This is a genomic window from Microbacterium sp. AC215 (assembly GCF_979258645.1).
In genome coordinates this window covers 2,595,859-2,613,659 of record NZ_OZ409869.1, presented here as the reverse complement: position 1 = coordinate 2,613,659, position 17,801 = coordinate 2,595,859, and the positions used below count along the sequence as shown (strand labels likewise).

The 17,801-nt window shown below is 68.9% G+C and carries 18 protein-coding genes; 8 read left to right on the top strand and 10 right to left on the bottom strand.

Annotated elements, in window-relative coordinates:
- Positions 1-15: 15 nt before the first annotated feature.
- Positions 16-603, top strand: coding sequence for a nitroreductase family protein (locus ACZZZF_RS12740; RefSeq protein WP_320489013.1), 588 nt, complete (start codon positions 16-18; stop codon positions 601-603).
- Between the two features lie 94 nt (positions 604-697).
- Here ACZZZF_RS12740 and ACZZZF_RS12735 read toward each other — a convergent pair whose 3' ends face one another.
- Positions 698-2,920 carry an ATP-dependent Clp protease ATP-binding subunit gene (locus ACZZZF_RS12735; protein WP_295104815.1) on the bottom strand — a complete coding sequence of 741 codons (2,223 nt, stop codon included), beginning with the start codon at positions 2,918-2,920 and terminating at the stop codon, positions 698-700.
- A gap of 64 nt (positions 2,921-2,984) precedes the next feature.
- Positions 2,985-4,199 (bottom strand): bifunctional phosphopantothenoylcysteine decarboxylase/phosphopantothenate--cysteine ligase CoaBC, encoded by a 1,215-nt coding sequence (gene coaBC, locus ACZZZF_RS12730; RefSeq protein ID WP_463498632.1) that lies wholly within the window; start codon positions 4,197-4,199, stop codon positions 2,985-2,987.
- A 68-nt stretch (positions 4,200-4,267) separates the two neighbouring features.
- Between coaBC and ACZZZF_RS12725 the strand changes: the two genes are divergently transcribed.
- A complete protein-coding gene (locus ACZZZF_RS12725) occupies positions 4,268-4,969 on the top strand; it encodes an NRDE family protein (RefSeq protein WP_295104811.1) in 702 nt (233 codons plus the stop codon).
- 83 nt (positions 4,970-5,052) lie between these two features.
- Here the strand turns inward: ACZZZF_RS12725 and ACZZZF_RS12720 are convergent, their stop codons facing one another.
- Positions 5,053-6,027: a GlxA family transcriptional regulator gene (locus tag ACZZZF_RS12720; RefSeq protein WP_171822003.1), complete on the bottom strand. Its 975-nt coding sequence runs from the start codon at positions 6,025-6,027 to the stop codon at positions 5,053-5,055.
- A 90-nt stretch (positions 6,028-6,117) separates the two neighbouring features.
- Here ACZZZF_RS12720 and ACZZZF_RS12715 point away from each other — a divergent pair, with 90 nt between their 5' ends.
- The 3 genes from ACZZZF_RS12715 to ACZZZF_RS12705 are packed head-to-tail and all read left to right on the top strand — an operon-like array spanning position 6,118 to position 7,461.
- Entirely contained in the window at positions 6,118-6,279 is a 162-nt protein-coding gene (locus ACZZZF_RS12715) for a hypothetical protein (RefSeq protein ID WP_171821952.1), read from the top strand.
- 51 nt (positions 6,280-6,330) lie between these two features.
- Positions 6,331-6,894: a hypothetical protein gene (locus ACZZZF_RS12710; RefSeq protein ID WP_463498629.1), complete on the top strand. Its 564-nt coding sequence runs from the start codon at positions 6,331-6,333 to the stop codon at positions 6,892-6,894.
- Between the two features lie 15 nt (positions 6,895-6,909).
- Entirely contained in the window at positions 6,910-7,461 is a 552-nt protein-coding gene (locus ACZZZF_RS12705) for a hypothetical protein (RefSeq protein WP_463498627.1), read from the top strand.
- On the opposite strand, the gene ACZZZF_RS12700 is transcribed toward ACZZZF_RS12705, so the two are convergent.
- Complete coding sequence (locus ACZZZF_RS12700) at positions 7,446-8,690, bottom strand: glycosyltransferase family 4 protein (protein WP_463498624.1); 1,245 nt, start codon at positions 8,688-8,690, stop codon at positions 7,446-7,448. The two genes, ACZZZF_RS12705 and ACZZZF_RS12700, sit on opposite strands and share 16 nt — an antisense overlap.
- Positions 8,687-9,913 (bottom strand): glycosyltransferase, encoded by a 1,227-nt coding sequence (locus ACZZZF_RS12695; protein WP_056280360.1) that lies wholly within the window; start codon positions 9,911-9,913, stop codon positions 8,687-8,689. The genes ACZZZF_RS12700 and ACZZZF_RS12695 overlap by 4 nt, the downstream gene beginning before the upstream one ends.
- A 121-nt stretch (positions 9,914-10,034) precedes the next feature.
- On the opposite strand from ACZZZF_RS12695, the gene ACZZZF_RS12690 reads away from it, so the two are divergent.
- On the top strand, positions 10,035-10,625 hold the full coding sequence (locus ACZZZF_RS12690; protein ID WP_053098040.1) for a hypothetical protein: 591 nt from the start codon (positions 10,035-10,037) through the stop codon (positions 10,623-10,625).
- 117 nt (positions 10,626-10,742) lie between these two features.
- Here the strand turns inward: ACZZZF_RS12690 and ACZZZF_RS12685 are convergent, their stop codons facing one another.
- Both ACZZZF_RS12685 and ACZZZF_RS12680 read right to left on the bottom strand, forming a co-directional pair.
- Entirely contained in the window at positions 10,743-11,849 is a 1,107-nt protein-coding gene (locus tag ACZZZF_RS12685; protein WP_463498622.1) for an HNH endonuclease signature motif containing protein, read from the bottom strand.
- On the bottom strand, positions 11,836-12,339 hold the full coding sequence (locus ACZZZF_RS12680; protein ID WP_463498619.1) for a hypothetical protein: 504 nt from the start codon (positions 12,337-12,339) through the stop codon (positions 11,836-11,838). The genes ACZZZF_RS12685 and ACZZZF_RS12680 overlap by 14 nt, the downstream gene beginning before the upstream one ends.
- A 161-nt stretch (positions 12,340-12,500) precedes the next feature.
- Here ACZZZF_RS12680 and ACZZZF_RS12675 point away from each other — a divergent pair, with 161 nt between their 5' ends.
- The gene (locus ACZZZF_RS12675) at positions 12,501-13,022 is read left to right on the top strand and encodes a MarR family winged helix-turn-helix transcriptional regulator (RefSeq protein ID WP_463498617.1); all 522 of its coding nucleotides are present in this window, start codon (positions 12,501-12,503) and stop codon (positions 13,020-13,022) included.
- Entirely contained in the window at positions 13,019-13,675 is a 657-nt protein-coding gene (locus ACZZZF_RS12670) for a hypothetical protein (RefSeq protein WP_463498615.1), read from the top strand. The genes ACZZZF_RS12675 and ACZZZF_RS12670 overlap by 4 nt, the downstream gene beginning before the upstream one ends.
- A 22-nt stretch (positions 13,676-13,697) precedes the next feature.
- On the opposite strand, the gene ACZZZF_RS12665 is transcribed toward ACZZZF_RS12670, so the two are convergent.
- The 3 genes from ACZZZF_RS12665 to ACZZZF_RS12655 all read right to left on the bottom strand — a co-directional run bounded on the left by ACZZZF_RS12665 (position 13,698) and on the right by ACZZZF_RS12655 (position 17,792).
- Positions 13,698-14,108, bottom strand: a complete 411-nt coding sequence (locus tag ACZZZF_RS12665) for an MmcQ/YjbR family DNA-binding protein (RefSeq protein WP_072592038.1) — start codon at positions 14,106-14,108, stop codon at positions 13,698-13,700.
- A gap of 69 nt (positions 14,109-14,177) precedes the next feature.
- The gene (locus tag ACZZZF_RS12660) at positions 14,178-14,672 is read right to left on the bottom strand and encodes a hypothetical protein (protein WP_056275232.1); all 495 of its coding nucleotides are present in this window, start codon (positions 14,670-14,672) and stop codon (positions 14,178-14,180) included.
- Between the two features lie 126 nt (positions 14,673-14,798).
- Positions 14,799-17,792 carry an alpha-mannosidase gene (locus ACZZZF_RS12655; RefSeq protein ID WP_463498612.1) on the bottom strand — a complete coding sequence of 998 codons (2,994 nt, stop codon included), beginning with the start codon at positions 17,790-17,792 and terminating at the stop codon, positions 14,799-14,801.
- Between the last annotated feature and the right edge of the window lie 9 nt (positions 17,793-17,801).

Here is a 17,801-nt window from a genome sequence, read left to right as displayed (position 1 = left end):
TCGAAAGGCACTTCCGTGAGCACTCCCGTGATCGACCGCACCGCCCCCACCGAGCACCCCGTCCTCGACGTCCTCGCCGGCCGCTGGAGCCCCCGCGCCTACGACGCCGAGACCACGATCGACGACGCCAAGCTGAACGCCGCCCTCGAGGCCGCACGCTGGTCGCCGTCGGCCTACAACCTGCAGCCGTGGCGGTTCATCGTCGCTCGCCGCGGCACCGCACTGTTCGACCAGGTCGTCGACTCGCTGGTCGAGTTCAACCAGCTCTGGGCCTCGAAGGCCTCGGCGCTCGTCGTCGCGATCGCCGAGACCGAGTCCGAAGAGGGCAAGGCGATCAGCCACGCGGTCTACGACCTCGGCCAGGCCGTCGCGCACTTCTCGGTGCAGGCCCACCACGAGGGTCTTCTCGTGCACCAGATGAGCGGCTTCGACCCCGAGGTCATCCGCGAGTTCGCCGACCTGTCGCCGCGATTCTCCGCCCTCACCGTCATCGCTGTCGGTGAGCTCGGTGACGCCGCCGGTCTTCCTGAAGGACTCCAGCAGGGCGAGACCGCCCCGCGCGTGCGTCGCCCGATCGACGAGACCGTCATCCTCAGCGCCTGACGCATCGCCCACGGGCGACACACAAGAGGGGCGGATGCCATGGCATCCGCCCCTCTTGTCATGCCCGGGCGTGACCGAGCCACATGGCCGGGTCCTACTCGTCGAGCAGCTCGGCGTCGATCACATCGTCGTCGTCGGATCCGAGATCGGGCTCGGGTTCGGGTGACGTCGACGTGAGCATGAGCCCGCTGCCGTCGACCGCGACGTCGACCCTGACCAGGTCGCCGTCGTGCACTCCGCCCGAGAGCAGCGCCGTGGCCAGCTTGTTCTGCACCTCGGTCTGGATGAGACGCCGCAGCGGCCGGGCGCCGAACATCGGGTCGTAGCCGCGCTCGGCGAGCCACGACCGTGCGTCGGGGGTGACCGCCAGAGTGAGTCGCCGATCGCGCAGGCGGTCGTGCAGCTGGTCGATCGACAGCTCGACGATCTGCGCCAGGTCGTCCTGACTGAGCGCGGAGAACATCACGATGTCGTCGAGACGGTTGAGGAACTCGGGCCGGAACGCCTGGTGCACGAGCGCCATCACCTGCTCGCGCTTCTCATCGGGCGACAGCGTCGGATCGATGAGGATCGGCGAACCGAGGTTCGAGGTGAGGATCAGGATGACGTTCGAGAAGTCGACCGTGCGGCCCTGTCCGTCGGTCAGTCGGCCGTCGTCGAGAACCTGCAGCAGCACGTCGAAGACCTCGGGGTGCGCCTTCTCGACCTCGTCGAGCAGCACGACGCTGTAGGGACGCCGTCGCACGGCCTCGGTCAGCTGACCGCCCTGCTCATAGCCCACGTACCCGGGAGGGGCTCCGACGAGCCGGGAGACGGAGTGCTTCTCGCCGTACTCCGACATGTCGATGCGCACCATGGCGCGCTCGTCGTCGAACAGGAAGTCGGCCAGGGCCTTCGCCAGCTCGGTCTTTCCGACACCGGTCGGGCCGAGGAACAGGAACGATCCGGTCGGGCGACCGGGGTCGCTGATGCCCGCACGCGAGCGCCGTACGGCATCGGAGACGGCCTTCACGGCATCCTTCTGTCCGATCAGGCGCTTGCCGAGCTCGGATTCGAGGTGCAGCAGTCGCTCGCTCTCACCCTGCAGCAGTCGCCCGACGGGGATGCCGGTCCATGCGGCGATCACGGCGGCGATGTCCTCGTCGGTGACCTGCTCGTTGACCATGCGACCCTCGGTCGACACCGTCGCCTCGGCCTGCTCGGCCTCGGCGATGTCGCGTTCGAGGCGCTTGATCGTCTCGTACTCGAGCTTCGAGGCGCGCGTGTAGTCGGCCTCCCGCATCGCGAGGTCGCGCTGGGTGATCGCATCGTCGAGCTGCTTCTTCAGGTCGCCGACACGGTTGAGGCCCTGGCGCTCGCGCGCCCAGCGGGCTTCGAGCTCGGCGAGCTGCGCCTCCATGCCCACGAGCTGCTCGCGGAGGGCCGCGAGCCGCTCTTTCGACGCGGCGTCCTTCTCGCGCTTGAGCGCCAGCTCTTCGAGCTTCATGCGGTCGACCTGACGCTTCAGCTGGTCGATCTCGACCGGAGACGAATCGATCTCCATCTTGAGCCGCGACATCGACTCGTCGATCAGGTCGATCGCCTTGTCGGGAAGCTGCCTGGCCGGCAGGTACCGGTTCGACAGTGCAGCGGCGGCGACCAGCGCGCTGTCGGCGATCGTCACCCCGTGATGCGCTTCGTAGCGGCCCTTGAGCCCCCGGAGGATCGCGATGGTGTCCTCGACCGTGGGCTCACCGACGTAGACCTGCTGGAAGCGACGCTCGAGAGCGGCGTCCTTCTCGATGAACTCCCGATACTCGTTGAGAGTCGTCGCGCCGATCAGCCGCAGCTCGCCCCTGGCCAGCATCGGCTTGAGCATGTTCGACGCCGCGACCGAGCCTTCGCCGCCGCCCGCGCCCATGAGCACGTGCAGCTCGTCGATGAAGGTGATGATCTGCCCGTCGGATTCGGTGATCTCCTTGAGGACGCTCTTCAGCCGCTCCTCGAACTGGCCGCGGTACATCGCCCCGGCGACGAGGGCCGAGATGTCGAGCGACACGAGCTCCTTGTCCTTGAGCGACTCGGCGACGTCACCCGCCACGATGCGCTGGGCGAGCCCCTCGACGACGGCCGTCTTGCCGACGCCGGGCTCGCCGATCAGCACGGGGTTGTTCTTCGTGCGACGGGTGAGCACCTGGCTGACTCGACGGATCTCGCTGTCTCGCCCGATCACGGGGTCGAGCTTGCCCTGTCGGGCACGGTCGGTCAGATTGATACCGAACTGCTGGAGGGCGGACTGCTGGTCATCGTTCTGGGCACTGCTCTGCGGGCTTGGCATGTGTTCCTCCTGGGGAGACTCCTTCGGGTCGGCATCCACAAAGTTGAGTGGATGTGACTCAAGTTTAGCGCATTCTGCGCGCGGCATCCAGGATCACGCGGGCGACCTCGCGCTTCGATCCCGCGGCGGATGCCACGACCTCACCTCCCGCCCCGACGATCTCGACCGCGTTGTCGCGCTTCTCGAAGCCGTGTTCGGCGTTCGCGAGGTTCACCGCGAGCAGGTCGACGCCCTTGCGCTCGCGCTTGCGGCGAGCGCGCTCGCGACGTTCGTCCGCGTCCTCCGACGTCTCGGCCGCGAAGGCGACGATGGTCTGCCCCTGCGGCGCACGGCCGTCGGCGCGGGATACCGCGAGCGCGGCGACCACGTCCTCGTTCTCGACCAGGTCGAGGTGCGTGAGAACGCCCTGCTCCTTCGTGAGCTTGTGCTCCGACACCGTCGCGGGGCGGTAGTCGGCGACCGCGGCGGCCATGATGACGATGTCGGCAGCCCTGGCGGCATCCTTCATCGCGTCGGCGAGCTCGGCCGCGGTCCCGACCGGGACGACCCTGATAGACGGATGCCGGGCATCGGCCAGCACATCCGCTGAGATGTTGGCGGCGACCAGCGTGACGTTCGCGCCGCGGGCTGCGGCGTCAACCGCGAGCGCGATGCCCTGCCGGCCGCTCGACCGGTTGCCGAGGAAGCGCACGGGATCGATCGGCTCCCTGGTGCCGCCCGCGGACACGACCACACCCAGCCCGCCGAGGTCACGCGGCGCGAGGAGCGCGACGGCCGCCTCGAAGATCTGCTCCGGCTCCGACATGCGGCCGGGCCCGCTGTCGCCCCCGGCGAGCTCGCCGTCGGACGGGCCGACCAGATGCACTCCGCGCGACCTCAGGGTCGCGATGTTCGCCTGCGTGGCGGCGTTGCGCCACATCTCGGCGTGCATGGCCGGCGCGATGAGCACCGGAGCCTCGGTCGCGAGCAGCGTGGTGCCGAGCAGATCGTCCGCGATGCCCGCGGTGATCTTCGCGATCGAGTTCGCGGTCGCGGGGGCGACGATCACCAGGTCGGCGTTCTGGCCCAGTGCGACATGACGCACCCGCGCGACGTCGTCATGCACGCTCGTCGTGACCGGATGCCGGCTCAGAGCCTCCCACGTCGGGGTGCCGACGAATCGCAGGGCGTCCTCGGTCGGAACGACGGTCACCTCGTGTCCGGCCTTCGTCAGCAGACGCACCAGGTGCACTGTCTTGTATGCGGCGATGCCACCCGTAACCCCGACGACGATGTTCACGGTTCGATTCTGCCCCAGCATGCGACGTCGCGGGCCCGGGACTGCGACGCGCTTCTAGACTGGATCTCGTGTGCACCGTGGTGATCGATGTGGCCGGATCCGAGACCGCGCGACTGCTCGCGGTGCGCGATGAAGACCCGCAACGGGAGTGGGATGCCCTCGGCGAATGGTGGCCGGACGCCTACCCCGGGGTCTCGGGCATCCGCGACCGGCGTGCCGGTGGCGCGTGGCTCGCAGTGAATGCGGCGGAGAGACGACTCGCGGTGCTGCTGAACCGCGCCGACGTCGTGGATCTCGCGGCAGACGTCGCCGTCTCTCGCGGTTCGCTCGCCCTCGAATCGGTCATGGGGCGGTCCCCGGTGGCTCCGCTTCCCATGCACGGCTTCAACCTGCTCGAGGTTCGGCCGGAGGGAGCGCGCGTGCTGAGCTGGGACGGCGCGGAGCTGCGCGAGACACCGCTCGGCGACGGCATCCACATGATCGCGCACGACGACCTCGACGACCTCGGCACTCCCCGGATCGCGGCGTGGCTGCCGGAGTTCCGGGCGCTCGGGCCCGCCGCCGACAGCGGCGACTGGACCGGCGAGTGGACGACGCTGCTCGCCTCGTCGGCACGGTTGGACCCGGAGGACGATCGGGCGATCATCCGCGACAACCGTCCGCACGGCTACCCGACCCAGTCGCTGCTGTACTGCACCGCCGCGGTCACCCCCGACGGGGTCGACGTCGACTATCGCGCGCTTCCCAGCCCCGGCCACTGGGATCACTGAGCAGCGTGCGGCGCTGAGCGCCGCGTGCGTCGCGCCGTGCAGCGTGCGTCGCTGAGCGCAGCGTGCGTCGCGCGGTGCCGCGCTCAGGCCGCAGACGACTCGCCGTCGTCGGCGCACGAGAAGCGCGCACGGTAGGCCGTCGGGGTGGTGCCGAGCACCCGCGAGAAGTTCTGCCGCAGCACGGCAGCCGACCCGAAGCCGCACTCGTCGGCGATCTGCTCGAGCGACAGATCGCTGCGCTCGAGCATCCGCTGGGCGTGCAGCACACGCTGCCGCGCCAGCCAGGCCGCCGGAGTCGCGCCGTACTCCGCCTTGAACCGTCGGGCGAACGTGCGGGGAGACATGAGCGCGCGGGCCGCGAGCTGGTCGACGCCGAGATCGTCGCGGAGGTGCGCGACGGCCCAGTCCGCGACGGCGGCGAGCGAATCGTTCTGCGCGACGGGGATCGGACGGTCGATGAACTGCGCCTGGCCTCCGTCGCGCTGCGGCGGCACGACCATGCGACGGGCGATGCGGTTGGTGAGCTCGGCCCCGAGCTCGATCCGCAGCAGGTGCAGGCAGGCGTCGATGCCCGCCGCCGTGCCTGCGCTCGTGATGATGCGGTCGTCCTGCACGAAGAGCACGTCGGGGTCGATGTCGATCTCGGGATACATCTCGGCCATCACGTCGGAGTACATCCAGTGCGTGGTCGCCCGACGCCCGTCGAGCACTCCGGCGGCGCCGAGGATGAAGGATCCGCTGCAGATCGTCAGCACCCAAGCGCCGCGCGCGACCGCGTCGCGGGCGACCTCGAGGAGCAGCGGGTCGATCTGCGTCCAGTACTCCCGGGGAACCGGACACAGGATGACGAGGTCCGCTTCGTAGGCGAACGACAGGTCGTGCTCGACGTTGATCGAGAAGCCGAGCTTCGACTGCACGACACCGGGGTGCGGAGCGACGACCCGGAAGTCGAAGTTCGGGACCCCGTCGTTCGACCGGTCCAGTCCGAACGCCTCGCAGGCGAGGCCGAACTCGAACGGCGCGAATCCGTCTTGGACGACACAGGCGACGGTCTTCATCATGGCGCTCTCCCGGTTTGGCAGTTTTCCTACGTGCAGAGTCTATTCTGCCACTCGTGGCAGATCAACAGTGATCGTAGCGTTTCTGCCATGTTCCTCATCATCGCACTCATAGCCCTCGCCGTGTGGGCTCTCGTGTCCACGGTCATCGAACTCCGCCGCGACGGATACCGACGCGTTCCCACTGACTGGTCCCGCGTCGCCGATCGAGACGCGCTCGACCGAGCGGAGACCGGGCGCGTCTATCGCTGAACCGGAGCGGAATCTCCCTGCGCGCCGGCATGCGCGGCTACGCTCGTGTGCATGAGCGAGCCCCAGCAGCCTCCCGCGCAGCCACACGGAACTCCCCCGGACTACGCGGGCTCGCACTATCCGGCGCAGCCGGTACCGCAGCCGGTACCGCAGCCGACACCGCAGCCGACACCGCAGCCGACGCAACCGCAGCACGCGCCGCACGACGGCCAGCCGCACGCCGGACAGCCCTACCCCGGACAGCAGCATGCCGGACAGCCCTATGCCGGACAGCCGTACCCGGGCGAGCAGCGTCCGGCCCAGCCCGGAGCCGGCCTCGGGCGCACCGCCTTCCTCCTCGCGCTGGTCTCGCTCGCTATCGGGCTTGTCGTCACCCTGTCGTACCCTCTGATGTTCCGGATGACGGGCGACCCCTTCGCGATCGGCGCGTTCTCGGCGATCGGCAACGGTCTCGTGCTGGTCGTCGCCGTCGTCGGACTCATCCTCGGCCTGATGTCGGTGCGACGACCGGGGCCGAAGATCCTCGCCGGCATCGCGATCGGCGTCACCGCATCCCAGCTCGTCGGAATCGTCATCTCGTGGGTGTCGAATCTCTTCTACGCGCTTCCCTTCTGACCGTCCGGAGAATCGATGAGCGACCAGCAACAGAACCCGGACGCCCCCCAGGATTCGGGCCAGCCGTATACGCAGCCAGGCCAGCCGCACGCGCAACCCGGCCAGCCCTACGGACAATCGGGCCAGCCCTATGCGCAACCCGGCCAGCCCTACGGACAGCCTGCCCAGCCCTACGGACAGCCAGGCCAGCCCTCCGGACAGCCCGCCCAGCCCTACGGAGTCGCGACGCCGCCGTACGCATCAGGGCAGACAGCACCGCGGCCCGGGAGCCTCGGTCGCACCGCGTTGATCGTGGCGGTGAGTGCCGCGGCCGTGGGGCTCTTCTTCCAGATCGTCACCCCGTTCATGTACATGAGCGTCGGCTACCAGTTCGTCGATCTGCTGTCGAACCTCGTGAATCTCATCGTGCTGGCCGGCGCGGGTGCCGGTCTGGTGCTGGGACTCATCGCGCTTCGGCGCCCGGCACCTCACCTGCTCGCGGCGATCGCGATCGGCGTGGGCGGCAGCGCCGTCGTCGGCACCCTCGTCTCGTGGGTGTCGAACCTGTTCTACTACTTCGGGTTCTGAGTGCGAGACTCGGCCGCGAGCACGCGGTCGTAGACCTCGATCATCGCGGCGGTGCGCGACGACTGACGGAACGACTCCGAGACTTCGCGCATGGGCTGAGGTGCGGTGCCGGCAGCGATGTCGGATGCCGCGCGGCGCAGCGTCTCGACGAGACCCGCCCGTCGCTGGTCCTCGGTGCCTGACGCACCCGGGACAGCCCAGAGACCGCCACCCAGTTCTGCGGCGATGTCGGGGTCGCTGATCACAGACGGCGTGCCGAGCGTCGCCGCCTCGAACGGCGTCATCCCCTGCGTCTCGAAGCCGATCGAGGTCTGCACGAGCGCGTCAGCGGCGGCGATTCGCGCCAGCGTGTCGGGATAGCTGAGCTTGCCGGCGAATCGGACCGTCGGCAGGTCCTCGACGATCTTCTCGGCCGCGGCTCGCTGGGCGCCTCCGCCGATGATCTCGAGATCGGCATCGACCCCCGATTCGACGAAGGCCTCAAGGAAGGGGAGCAGTCGCTTCTCGGGGCTCATGCGCCCGAGCCAGACGAAACGGGGGCGCCCCGGTTCACGCTCGCCGGGCGCGGCGGCGAGGGTCGCGTCGCGGATGTCGTCGTCGATGCCGTTCCACACCACATCGACCGGACTGAACACCCCATGCTCTTCGAGGCGTCGGGCGAAGTGGGTCGACGGTGCTGTCACCGCTGACGCGCCGCCGGCGATTCCACGCAGGAACGCCCAGCCGTCACTGCCGCCGATCGTCGGCACCACCCCCGCGAGCGCCCGGCGCCGCCAGATGTTCAACGCAGAGAGCACCGGTCCATGCAGCGGGGTGACCGCGGCGATCCCCACGTCCACGCGGTTGTGCATGGTGTGCACGACGGGAATGCCGTGTCGAGCCGCATATCGGTGCCCGATGAACGCACCCCAGAAGTCCGCCTGGACATGCACGAGATCCACGGGCGGTCGATGCGTCAGCGCCCGATCGAGGAAGCGATCCGTGCGGCGTCCGGGCCAGCTCATCGAATACTCGCGGTCGACGGTGATCGGCACCGACGGCAGGTCGAGGTTCGAGGGATCGGTGCCGCCTGCAGCCCGCGATCCGTGCATCTTCGGTGCCACGACGGTCACGGTGTGGCCCGCGCGCTCCAGGAACTCGCGCTGCAGCCGCATCGACACCTGCGCCCCGCCGAGCGAGTCGAGGTGCTGATCGCCGAAGAAGACGATGTGCATGGCGGGTGCCGTCACTCGGGCAGGGGCTCGTCGCGGTACAGCGCCTCGAAGGTGTCGAGCGTGCGGTTGATGTCGTGGATCGCGACGCCGTCGAGAGATGCCTGCTGCATACGGGCGTACTCCCCGGGTGACGCGCTCAGCACATCGGTGAGCCGCGCCGCCAGGGCATCGGCATTGCCCGGTTCGAACAGGTAGCCGTTCTCGCCGTCGTGCACGAGGTGCGGCAGTGCGACGGCATCCGCCGCGACGATCGGGAGCGCTGAGGCCATGGCTTCCATCGTCGCGATCGACTGCAGCTCGGCGATCGAGGCGATCGTGAAGACCGAGGCACGCGAGAGCAGCGCCCGCAGTTCCTCATCGCTGGTGCGTCCGTGGAACGTCACGCGGTCGGCGAGGCCGAGTTGGTGCGAGAGATTCTCGAGCTGCTTGCGCTGATCCCCGCCGCCGACGATGTCGAACGTGGCGTGCAGGGCGGGGTCGAGCTTCGTCATCGCCTGCAGGATGACCTCGACCTGCTTCTCGGCGGTCAGTCGGCCGACGAAGATGATGCGATTCGCGTCACGGGGTGCGACGACCGGCGTGTACTGGGTGCGGTCGATGCCGCAGCTGACGGGAATGACGTTCTCGACGGCGACGGTGCGCTCGAGGAAGTCGGCTGCTCGACGCGTCGGCGTCGTGATCGCGCGGGTCAGTGCGAAGGTGCGCTTCGCGTCTCCCCACGCCCACCGCAGCACGAGATCGTCGATGAACTTCGGCATCGTGGTGTGGTCGAGGATGTTCTCGGCCATCACATGGTTCGTCGCGATCACCGGGATGCCCCGCTCGTGGGCGATGCGCGAGAGGCCGCGACCGATCACGATGTGCGACTGGATGTGCACGACGTCGGGCTGCACGTCGTCGATGATCTTGCGGGCGTAGTGCTTCACGCGCCACGGCCAGACGAAGCGGAGCCAGTCGTGCGGAGCCCAGCGCACCGAGGGCAGTCGGTGAAGAGTCATCGGCTCGCCCTCGATGACCTCCGTCCGCGCGGGCGTGCGGCGGTAGACCAGGTTCGGGGCGACGACATGCACGTCATGGCCGCGCTGCACGAGACCGGCGGCGAGGCGCTCGGCGAAGCGCGCGGCGCCGTTGATGTCGGGCGCGAAGGTGTCGCATCCGATCAGGATGCGCAGTGGACGGGGTCCCGTGTGGGGAGCGACGTCGGAAGCACTCGTCGGATCGGAGGTAGAGGAGGACATTCTGCCTTACGGTACGGCGGCCAGGGGAGCCCGATCGGGCGCTCGCCACTCTACCCGAGGGGCTTGTTCGAGCTGCTGAGGCATACCGGCATCCCTCAGCCTCACCCCCTACCGTGGAGGCATGCGACTGACTGCCGACGCCGACCCGCAACTGTGGATCCCCGTGACGGATTCGCTCGGATGGAGGGGTCGCCGGCACCGCAAGGCGGCGATCCGGATGCTGTTGGGGCAGGTGAACTCGGCGATCGGCGCCACGCAGCGTCCGGGTTCGCGGCTCGGCGCCTGGGCGATGAGCCAGGCGGCGCCGATGCTGATGCGCCGGGCGGACGGGCGCGTGCTCGTCTGGACCTGGAAGGCGGACCCTGAGCTGGTCGTGGCGATGGCGACCGCGCAGGCGCTGACTCCCGAAGTCCGGATCGCCCGCGCCTCGATGCCGATGGACTACGACGACACCCAGTCCTTCTCGAGCCGCTGGCTGGGCACGGGAGAGAAGCTCGTCGTGGCGATGCCGCCGTCCCCTGCATCTCCGCCGTTCGTCACCTACACCTGGGACACCGGCACGCACCTGGTGACGTTGACCGCGATGTGCAGCGACCGCGAACGCTTCGGCACGCTCGACGGTGCGCTCGATGACCTCGCGCGCAGCATCCGGGTCGCCGATGAGGTCACGGGCGGCGAATCTCCCGAGGTGCTCCGCCTCGGACCCGCCTGAGCTCGATTCTCCCGCCCGAGCGGCGGTTGCCAGAGTTCGATCGCGGGACCTTCCCGGGTCGTGGATGCGGGCGAAGGTGCCATATTCGGCTGTTCTTCTCCGGTCAACGCCGTCAGGTCAGACCCGCATAGGGGCAGCTCGAACGTGCACGTTCCGCAGGACGCTGAGCCTCGGTATGCGCCATCGTTCGTCGGGATCCCACCATCTCGGTCCTCGTACCTGCGGGACCCCGTCGTCCATGCGGATCTCCCACCCCGAGGTCCCGAGGGATCGGTGGTGCCACCAGCACAACGGCACCCCGTTGTCGGTATGCGTCGGACCACCCCTGGCATGCTCGACGACATGGTGGATCTCGCACCACGACGCGGGAACGTGGCACCCGGGGATGAGGCACTCCTTGTCTCGGGCGATGATCGCCCGCCGCTGATGCACCGTGAACACCCGGTCGGTGGTCGTGATCCCGATGATCCTGCCCTCATCCACCAGCACCCGTTGAATCGTCCCCGCGCATCCGACGTGCGCGGCGACGGAGACCGGGACGTGGGCACCGGATCCGGCGACCGTCGCCCACCCACCGTTTCCGCCCATTCCGCCCTTTCCGCCCATTCCGCCCACGAGATCCTTCGCGTCGACGTTCACGACCAGGACCGGCGCCGCTCCACCGAGGGTGGGCATGTCGTTGTGTCGCGCGGCGATCCCGAACACCATCGCAAGGGCGTCGTGACGCTTCTGCGCCGCGGTGCGGTCATCGAGCACACACCGCGGATCCGAGTTGAACGGATCCCTATCGTCACAGTCCGCACCAGCGCCAGCACCCGCAGCCGCGTCGGCGTCACCGTCTACACCAGCACCAGCACCAGCACCAGCACCAGCACCAGCACCAGCACCAGCACCAGCACCAGCACCAGCATCGGCGCCCTCGCTCGGGGCGAAGTGCACTCCGGGCATGGGCGGGCCATCACCTTTGGGGTTGAGGATCGCGTCCAGGATCAGCTGCAACTGCGCCGCGACCTCTGGGGTCAGATACCCGCGGATCGCGTGCACGCCGTCCGTGAGACGACCGATCGTGATGCCCCGCCGGCGCCGGGAGTCCTCATCCTTCGGGTCTTCCCCATCGGGGTCGAACATCGACGCGAGATCCTCGGCGAGAGCTTTCAAGTCCTGCGGGGTCGGCGCCGGACCCGGCTCATCAGCCTCCAGGCCCTCACCATCAGCGTCGACCACGACGCCGTGGCCGCGAGCACACCCCGCCAACGCGACATCCGCCGCCAACCGCTGATCCACCGTCAGCCGATCCCACACCCTTCTCGATCGGCCCCGTCGCCGCGAGAAACCCGGCCACCCCGACCACCCCATCCAGCAACGCGAGACGCATCTCCGACCACCGGGCCGGCATCCTCTCCCCCGCCAGACTCACCGGTCGCCGCACCAGATCGACGACCCTGTCGACCCGGGACGCGCCCCGCACATCCACCGACACCGTCCGCTGCAACAGCTCATTCAGGCCCCGGCACCCCGCCGAATGCAGAAAGTCGGCGGCGTCGCCCGTCGCGATCGTCTCGACAATCACGGCCTCCGCGCGGCGGAAGACAGCACCCGCACCCTGCAGAACAGTCACCCGATCCGCATCCGACAACCCCGCCAGCGCGTCATCGGACAGCACCGTGTCGAGGTCGGCGATGACCCGATCCAGAAGCTCCGCAGTGCTGTTCATACCCCCAGTCAACCCCGGGCCACCGACATCCGAGACCCGAAACCACCAAGAATTACCCAGATCAGATCCGTATTCCAATCTCCCAGAATGGCACAGCGCAGGGTGCACGCCATTATCGACGCTTATTGTGAACAGAGGTAACAATGTAATAGAGTAACCACATGGAACCCCTCTTCGTCGACCGCCTCCTTCAGATCGCCGACCTGTTCCAGAAGGACATGGCCCGCGCGTTCGCCGGCACGGATCTCACACCGACCCGTGTGCACCTCCTGTGGGTCCTGCAGCACACCGGTCCGTCGACGCAGCAGACCCTCGCCACCCTCTGCGGGGTGACACCTCGCAACATCACCGCTCTCGTGGACGCACTCGAGGGCTCAGGTCACGTCCGTCGCACCCCCCATCCCTCCGACCGCCGCGCCGTGCTGGTCGAGCTCACCTCGACCGCCCTCGAGACCATGTCGCAGATGCAGGAGGAGCACGCGCAGCTCAATGAGACGCTGCTGAACGTAATCGCCCCCGACGACCGCGCCGCGGTCGAGCGTGGCCTGACAGCCGTCGCCGCGCATCTCGAGAACCTCGTCACCTCCGCGGCGAGCGCGCACGCCCCCGCACCCGCACCCGCACCCACACCGGTGCCGACACCGACCCCGGCACCGGCACCGACACCGGAGGGCACGCCATGACCGAGCATCTGCAGACGACCGCTCCGAGCCCGACCCCGATCGCGCGCATCCTCAACTTCCTCCATCGGGCATGGGTCGCCGAGCTTCGCGTCTACTCGAGCATCGCGCGTGCGATCGCCCGCCGTCCCGCAGTCCCGAAGGGCGGCACGGGGATCGGCTATCACCGTCCCGTGCTCACCGTGCTGTTCATCTTCATCGGCCTCTCCGCTGTCGAGATCCCGATCCTCGACCTGATCGTGCATCAGTGGCCCGTCGTGCGGATCACTCTGCTGGTGCTCGGGATCTGGGGCGTCACCTGGATGGTCGGTCTACTGTGCGCGATGCTCATGCGCCCGCACGCCGTGGGGCCCGACGGCGTCCGAGTGCGCAGCGGACTCGAGCTGGACGTGCCGATCGGCTGGGCCGACATCGCGTCGATCGCGATCAGTCGTCGCGTCGATGAGCCCAAGCAGCCGCGGGTCATCGGTTCGGAGTACGCCGAGCGGATGCAGGACGAGACCAACATCGAGATCGAACTCGAACGCCCCGTCGCGATCCGGCTCCCCGGCCTCGCGCCGAAGGGCGGGACTCATCAGGTCGACCGCATCCGCCTGTGGGCCGACGACCCGCGCGCGTTCCTCGACGCCGCCCGACCGTTCCTCGTCGCGGCCTGAACGAGGCCTGATCGCGGCGCGGTCAGTCCAACCCGCGGTCCGCGAGCCACTGCTTCGCGACGAGCACCGGAGCCCGCACCAGCCAGGCGTCCGCGATGATCTCCGCCAGCCGGTCGCGCTCGACCGCATCGAGCTGCACCAGCACACCGGGGTACCCGTCGAAGTGCGGAATGGAGAACAGCCCTTCGGGCTCTGCGGCGAGCAATGCCGCCTTCTCATCGAGGCTGCCGACTCGCACGCCCAGCACGGGACCCTCCGGCCATTCGAGCCCGAGGTCGGCGAGCTGCCGCAGATCGACCTTGCTCGGCCCACGCACCCAGGCGATCTGACCGCTCGCCAGGCGCCAGGAGGGCTCGCCGGTGTGTCCGCCCACACGCTCGGTCACACCGGGGAGCGCGAGAGCGATCTCACGGACATCATCGACGGTCGCCATCCGCCCATCGTCCTCCCGTGAGGCGGCCGCCACAATGGCCGCATCCGCTCGCCGCCCCTCGGGTGGCGTTCAGCGCGAGTCGCGCTTCGCCTGTCGACGCGCACCCTGGGCGCGACTCGAGGCGTCTCGCTTCACACCACCGGTGGTCTGCTGATGCTCCCGCATCCGTCCCGCTCCTGCGCCCTCATCGAAGGGCGCCTCGGAGCCCGGTCCACTCCATCTGCCCTCACGGGCGCGGGCCAGCCTCTCGTCCTTGAGCTCCTCCGCCTGCTCATGAGCCACGCGGGCGAGTTCTGCGCTGATGATCGAGAGTGCCTCCTCGAACACATAGGCCCGGCCGCGGGCCTTGTCCGACCCGGCGGCTGCGGCACCTCGACCGCCCGCCTGCTCGACGCGCTCCGCCGCACCGCGCCGATAGTTCGTCGTGTGCTTGTTGCGGGCCCGCCTGACCCGTTTGTGCAGGGCGAGCAGGCCGTCCTCGTCGAGTTCCGCCAGTCGCTCAGGCTCGAGCTCGCGGATGAGGTCGCGCTCCTTGTCCTTCAGAACCCACAGGTACTGATCCATGTCGTACTCCTTCGGTCGGGGCTCCCCATCGGCCACTCGTGTAACCGAGTATCCGCTCGGGGATCCCCGCCCGCCATGGGTTCTTCCGCGGAGGACGCCGGTCGGAGGAACATCCTCCCGGCTGCCTCACCGCACGATGCGCAGCGTCCGCACCTCGAACGGCCGCAGGCGCAGCTCTCCGCCGACGCGCGGGTCGTCGATCGCATCCTCGATCAGCGAGACCTCGCGGATCTCCCTGTGCTCGAAGTCGGCGACCAGCGAACCGACGGCGCGGCGACCGAGCGCCTCGTAGAGACGGACGATGACGTCACCGGAGCCATCGTCCGCGAGCTTCACGCCCGACACCACGATGCCGTCGCCGTCGACGGACACGAGAGGCGCGACTTCGCGCTCGCCGTGCACGACCGTCGGCGCGGTGTTGAGTCGGATGCCCTCGGTCGTCGCGATCGCCGCATCGGCTCCGATCACGAAGCCGATCGTGATCTCGTGGTGCCCGTGATCGGTGTCGGGATCGGGGAACCGCGGTGCGCGCAGCAGCGAGAGCCGCACGGTGGTCGCGACCGCGTCGTCCGAGACCTCGCGCGAGGTGTCGTACCCGTAGATCGAGTCGTTGACGAGCGCGACACCGAAGTCCTGCTCGCGTACCAGCACGAAACGGTGCATCGAGGTCTCGAACTTCGCAGCCTCCCAGCTGGTGTTCGTGTGCGTCACCCGCGACTGGTAGCCGAACTGCGTCTCGGCCTCGGTGTGCGTGGCCTGGATGTCGAGCGGGAAGGCGAGCTTGAGCAGCTTCTCGGTCTCGTGCCAGTCCACGTCGTTGCGCAACAGCACGGTGCGCTCGCCCGGCGCGAGCGTGATGGTCTGCTCGATCGTCGACTCCGAGAACGCCCGGGTCACGATGACGGTCGCGACCCCGTCGACGACGGATGCCGAGATCGACGCGATCGCGGTGAGATCGTCGACGCTGTTGCGGTAGTAGCGATCGATGTCCCAGGCGTCCCACATGTTCGGGAAGTCCTGGTGCAGCTGGAACAGGTTCGCCGCCCGCCCCTCGGCCACCGCCTCTCGGCCCGACGCCTTGTCCACCGCCGAGACGATGAGTCCCTCGGCGGAGATCAGCACGGAGACCAGCTCGTTCTCGAGCCGCCAGCCGCCGTCTTCTCCTGCGAGCAGGACGGATGCCGGGGCCGGCGCCTCGACGAAGCCGGCGCCGAGGGCACGACCGCCGCCGACCGAGGTCGGCACGAACCGCAGCTCGCGCTCGCCTTCTCCGGCGAGGGAGCGGCGCGCGGCGTCGGCGAGCGCCTGCGCATCGGCGAGCACGCGCGAGAGGACCTCGACGGCCTCACGATGCACCCAGGCGATCGAGGTGCCGGGCAGGATGTCGTGGAACTCGTGCAGCAGCACCGTCTCCCACAGGCGGTCGAATTCGGCCTGGGGATATGCGGCGCCGGTGCGCACGGCATCCGTCGCCGCCCACAGCTCCGCCTCGACGAGTGCGTGCTCGCACCACCGGTGCAGCGCCTTGGTGGCGTGCTGGCTGGTGAGCGTTCCGCGGTGGAGTTCGAGATAGAGCTCGCCGACCCACACGGCCGGGTTCGGCAGCTCGGCCCTGGCCGCCTCGAAGAAGGTGTCCGGGTGCTCCCAGACGACCCGCGCGCTGCCTTCGAGGTTCTCGAGGCGCTTCGCCTTGCCGGTCATCTCGCGCGTGGTGCCACCGCCCCCGTCGCCCCAGCCCACCGGTGCGATCGACCGCGACGTCACGCGGTTCTCCTTGAACTGACGAGATGCCTTGGCGACTTCCATGCCGCTCAGCTGCGAGTTGTACGTGTCCATCGACGGGAAGTGCGTGAACACCTGCGAGCCGTCGATGCCCTCCCAGAGGAAGCTGTGGTGCGGGAACACGTTCTGCTGATTCCACGAGATCTTCTGCGTGAAGAACCACTCGAACCCGGCCCGGCGCATGAGCTGCGGCAGCGCGGGCGAGTATCCGAAGCTGTCCGGCAGCCAGACGCCCTTCGAGCGGATGCCGAACTCGCGTTCGAAGAACCGCTGACCGAACGAGAACTGGCGCACGAGCGACTCGCCGGACGGCATCACGGTGTCGGATTCGACCCACATGCCGCCGAGCGGCAGGAATCGCCCGTCCGCGACCGCGGCCTTGACCCGGGAGTAGACCTCGGGCCGGTGCTCCTTGAGCCACGCGTACTGCTGCGCGCTCGACATCCCGTAGAGGAAGTCGGGCTGCTCGTCGATCAGCGTCGCCATCGACGACGTGGTGCGGGCGACCTTGCGGATCGTCTCGCGCACCGGCCACAGCCAGGCCGAGTCGATGTGCGCATGTCCGATCGCCGAGATGCGGTGGGCGCTGGCCTCGGCGGGCGCCGCGAGCGCCGGCGCCAGTCGAGCTCGGGCATCGGCAGCGGTCTCGACGATGTGCTGCAGGTCGAGCACGTCGAGGGCGTCGTCCATCGCCTGCAGGATCTGCATCCGTCGCGGCGAGGTCGCCGGCAGCTCGGCCTGGAGCTCGAACAGGACCTCGAGGTCGAGGGACAGCTCGAACACCTCCTGCTCGAAGACGGCGAGGTCGATGCGGCGGGTGCGATAGAGCGGTTCGCGGGAGGACGTGCGGATGTCGCCCTCCTGCGTCGGCAGGAAGGGGTGGTAGTCGAGCAGAACCGGGTTGGCGGCCGCCTCGAGGTAGAGCTCGACCGGCTCGTCGCCGTGCGCGGTCTCGGTGATCGGCAGCCACTGATTGCGTGGGTTGATGCTCTTCACCGGTGTTCCGTCCGGCCGGTAGACGAGCGCCTCGCACTGGAAGCCGGGCATGTTGATGTCGAACCCGAGGTCGATGACGGCCTCGACCCGACGGCCCGCCCAGTCGGCGGGCACTGCGCCGGTGATCTTGAACCAGGTCGTCGACCAGGCAGGACCCCACATGCTCGGCACGGATGCCGGGGCGAAGTCCAGTGCGAGCCCGTCGGCGGGACTGATCGGCTCGCCGGGGATCTGGTTGACCTCGACGGTGAGGGGGACGGCGGCCGAGTGGACGGCCGGGCGGATGCGCTCGTCGAGCACCCTCTTGACGCGGCCGACGGTGAGCGAGGTGTCGTCATGCATGTATCTGGT

What these genes read in the sequence shown, in the direction of transcription:
- ACZZZF_RS12735 (WP_295104815.1), bottom strand. Translation starts at nt 2,920, where the DNA reads ATGCCAAGCCCGCAGAGCAGTGCCCAGAACGATGACCAGCAGTCCGCC.
- ACZZZF_RS12720 (WP_171822003.1), bottom strand. Translation starts at nt 6,027, where the DNA reads ATGAAGACCGTCGCCTGTGTCGTCCAAGACGGATTCGCGCCGTTCGAG.
- ACZZZF_RS12715 (WP_171821952.1), top strand. Translation starts at nt 6,118, where the DNA reads ATGTTCCTCATCATCGCACTCATAGCCCTCGCCGTGTGGGCTCTCGTG.
- ACZZZF_RS12710 (WP_463498629.1), top strand. Translation starts at nt 6,331, where the DNA reads ATGAGCGAGCCCCAGCAGCCTCCCGCGCAGCCACACGGAACTCCCCCG.
- ACZZZF_RS12705 (WP_463498627.1), top strand. Translation starts at nt 6,910, where the DNA reads ATGAGCGACCAGCAACAGAACCCGGACGCCCCCCAGGATTCGGGCCAG.
- ACZZZF_RS12695 (WP_056280360.1), bottom strand. Translation starts at nt 9,913, where the DNA reads ATGTCCTCCTCTACCTCCGATCCGACGAGTGCTTCCGACGTCGCTCCC.
- ACZZZF_RS12690 (WP_053098040.1), top strand. Translation starts at nt 10,035, where the DNA reads ATGCGACTGACTGCCGACGCCGACCCGCAACTGTGGATCCCCGTGACG.
- ACZZZF_RS12680 (WP_463498619.1), bottom strand. Translation starts at nt 12,339, where the DNA reads ATGAACAGCACTGCGGAGCTTCTGGATCGGGTCATCGCCGACCTCGAC.
- ACZZZF_RS12675 (WP_463498617.1), top strand. Translation starts at nt 12,501, where the DNA reads ATGGAACCCCTCTTCGTCGACCGCCTCCTTCAGATCGCCGACCTGTTC.
- ACZZZF_RS12670 (WP_463498615.1), top strand. Translation starts at nt 13,019, where the DNA reads ATGACCGAGCATCTGCAGACGACCGCTCCGAGCCCGACCCCGATCGCG.
- ACZZZF_RS12665 (WP_072592038.1), bottom strand. Translation starts at nt 14,108, where the DNA reads ATGGCGACCGTCGATGATGTCCGTGAGATCGCTCTCGCGCTCCCCGGT.
- ACZZZF_RS12660 (WP_056275232.1), bottom strand. Translation starts at nt 14,672, where the DNA reads ATGGATCAGTACCTGTGGGTTCTGAAGGACAAGGAGCGCGACCTCATC.
- ACZZZF_RS12655 (WP_463498612.1), bottom strand. Translation starts at nt 17,792, where the DNA reads ATGCATGACGACACCTCGCTCACCGTCGGCCGCGTCAAGAGGGTGCTC.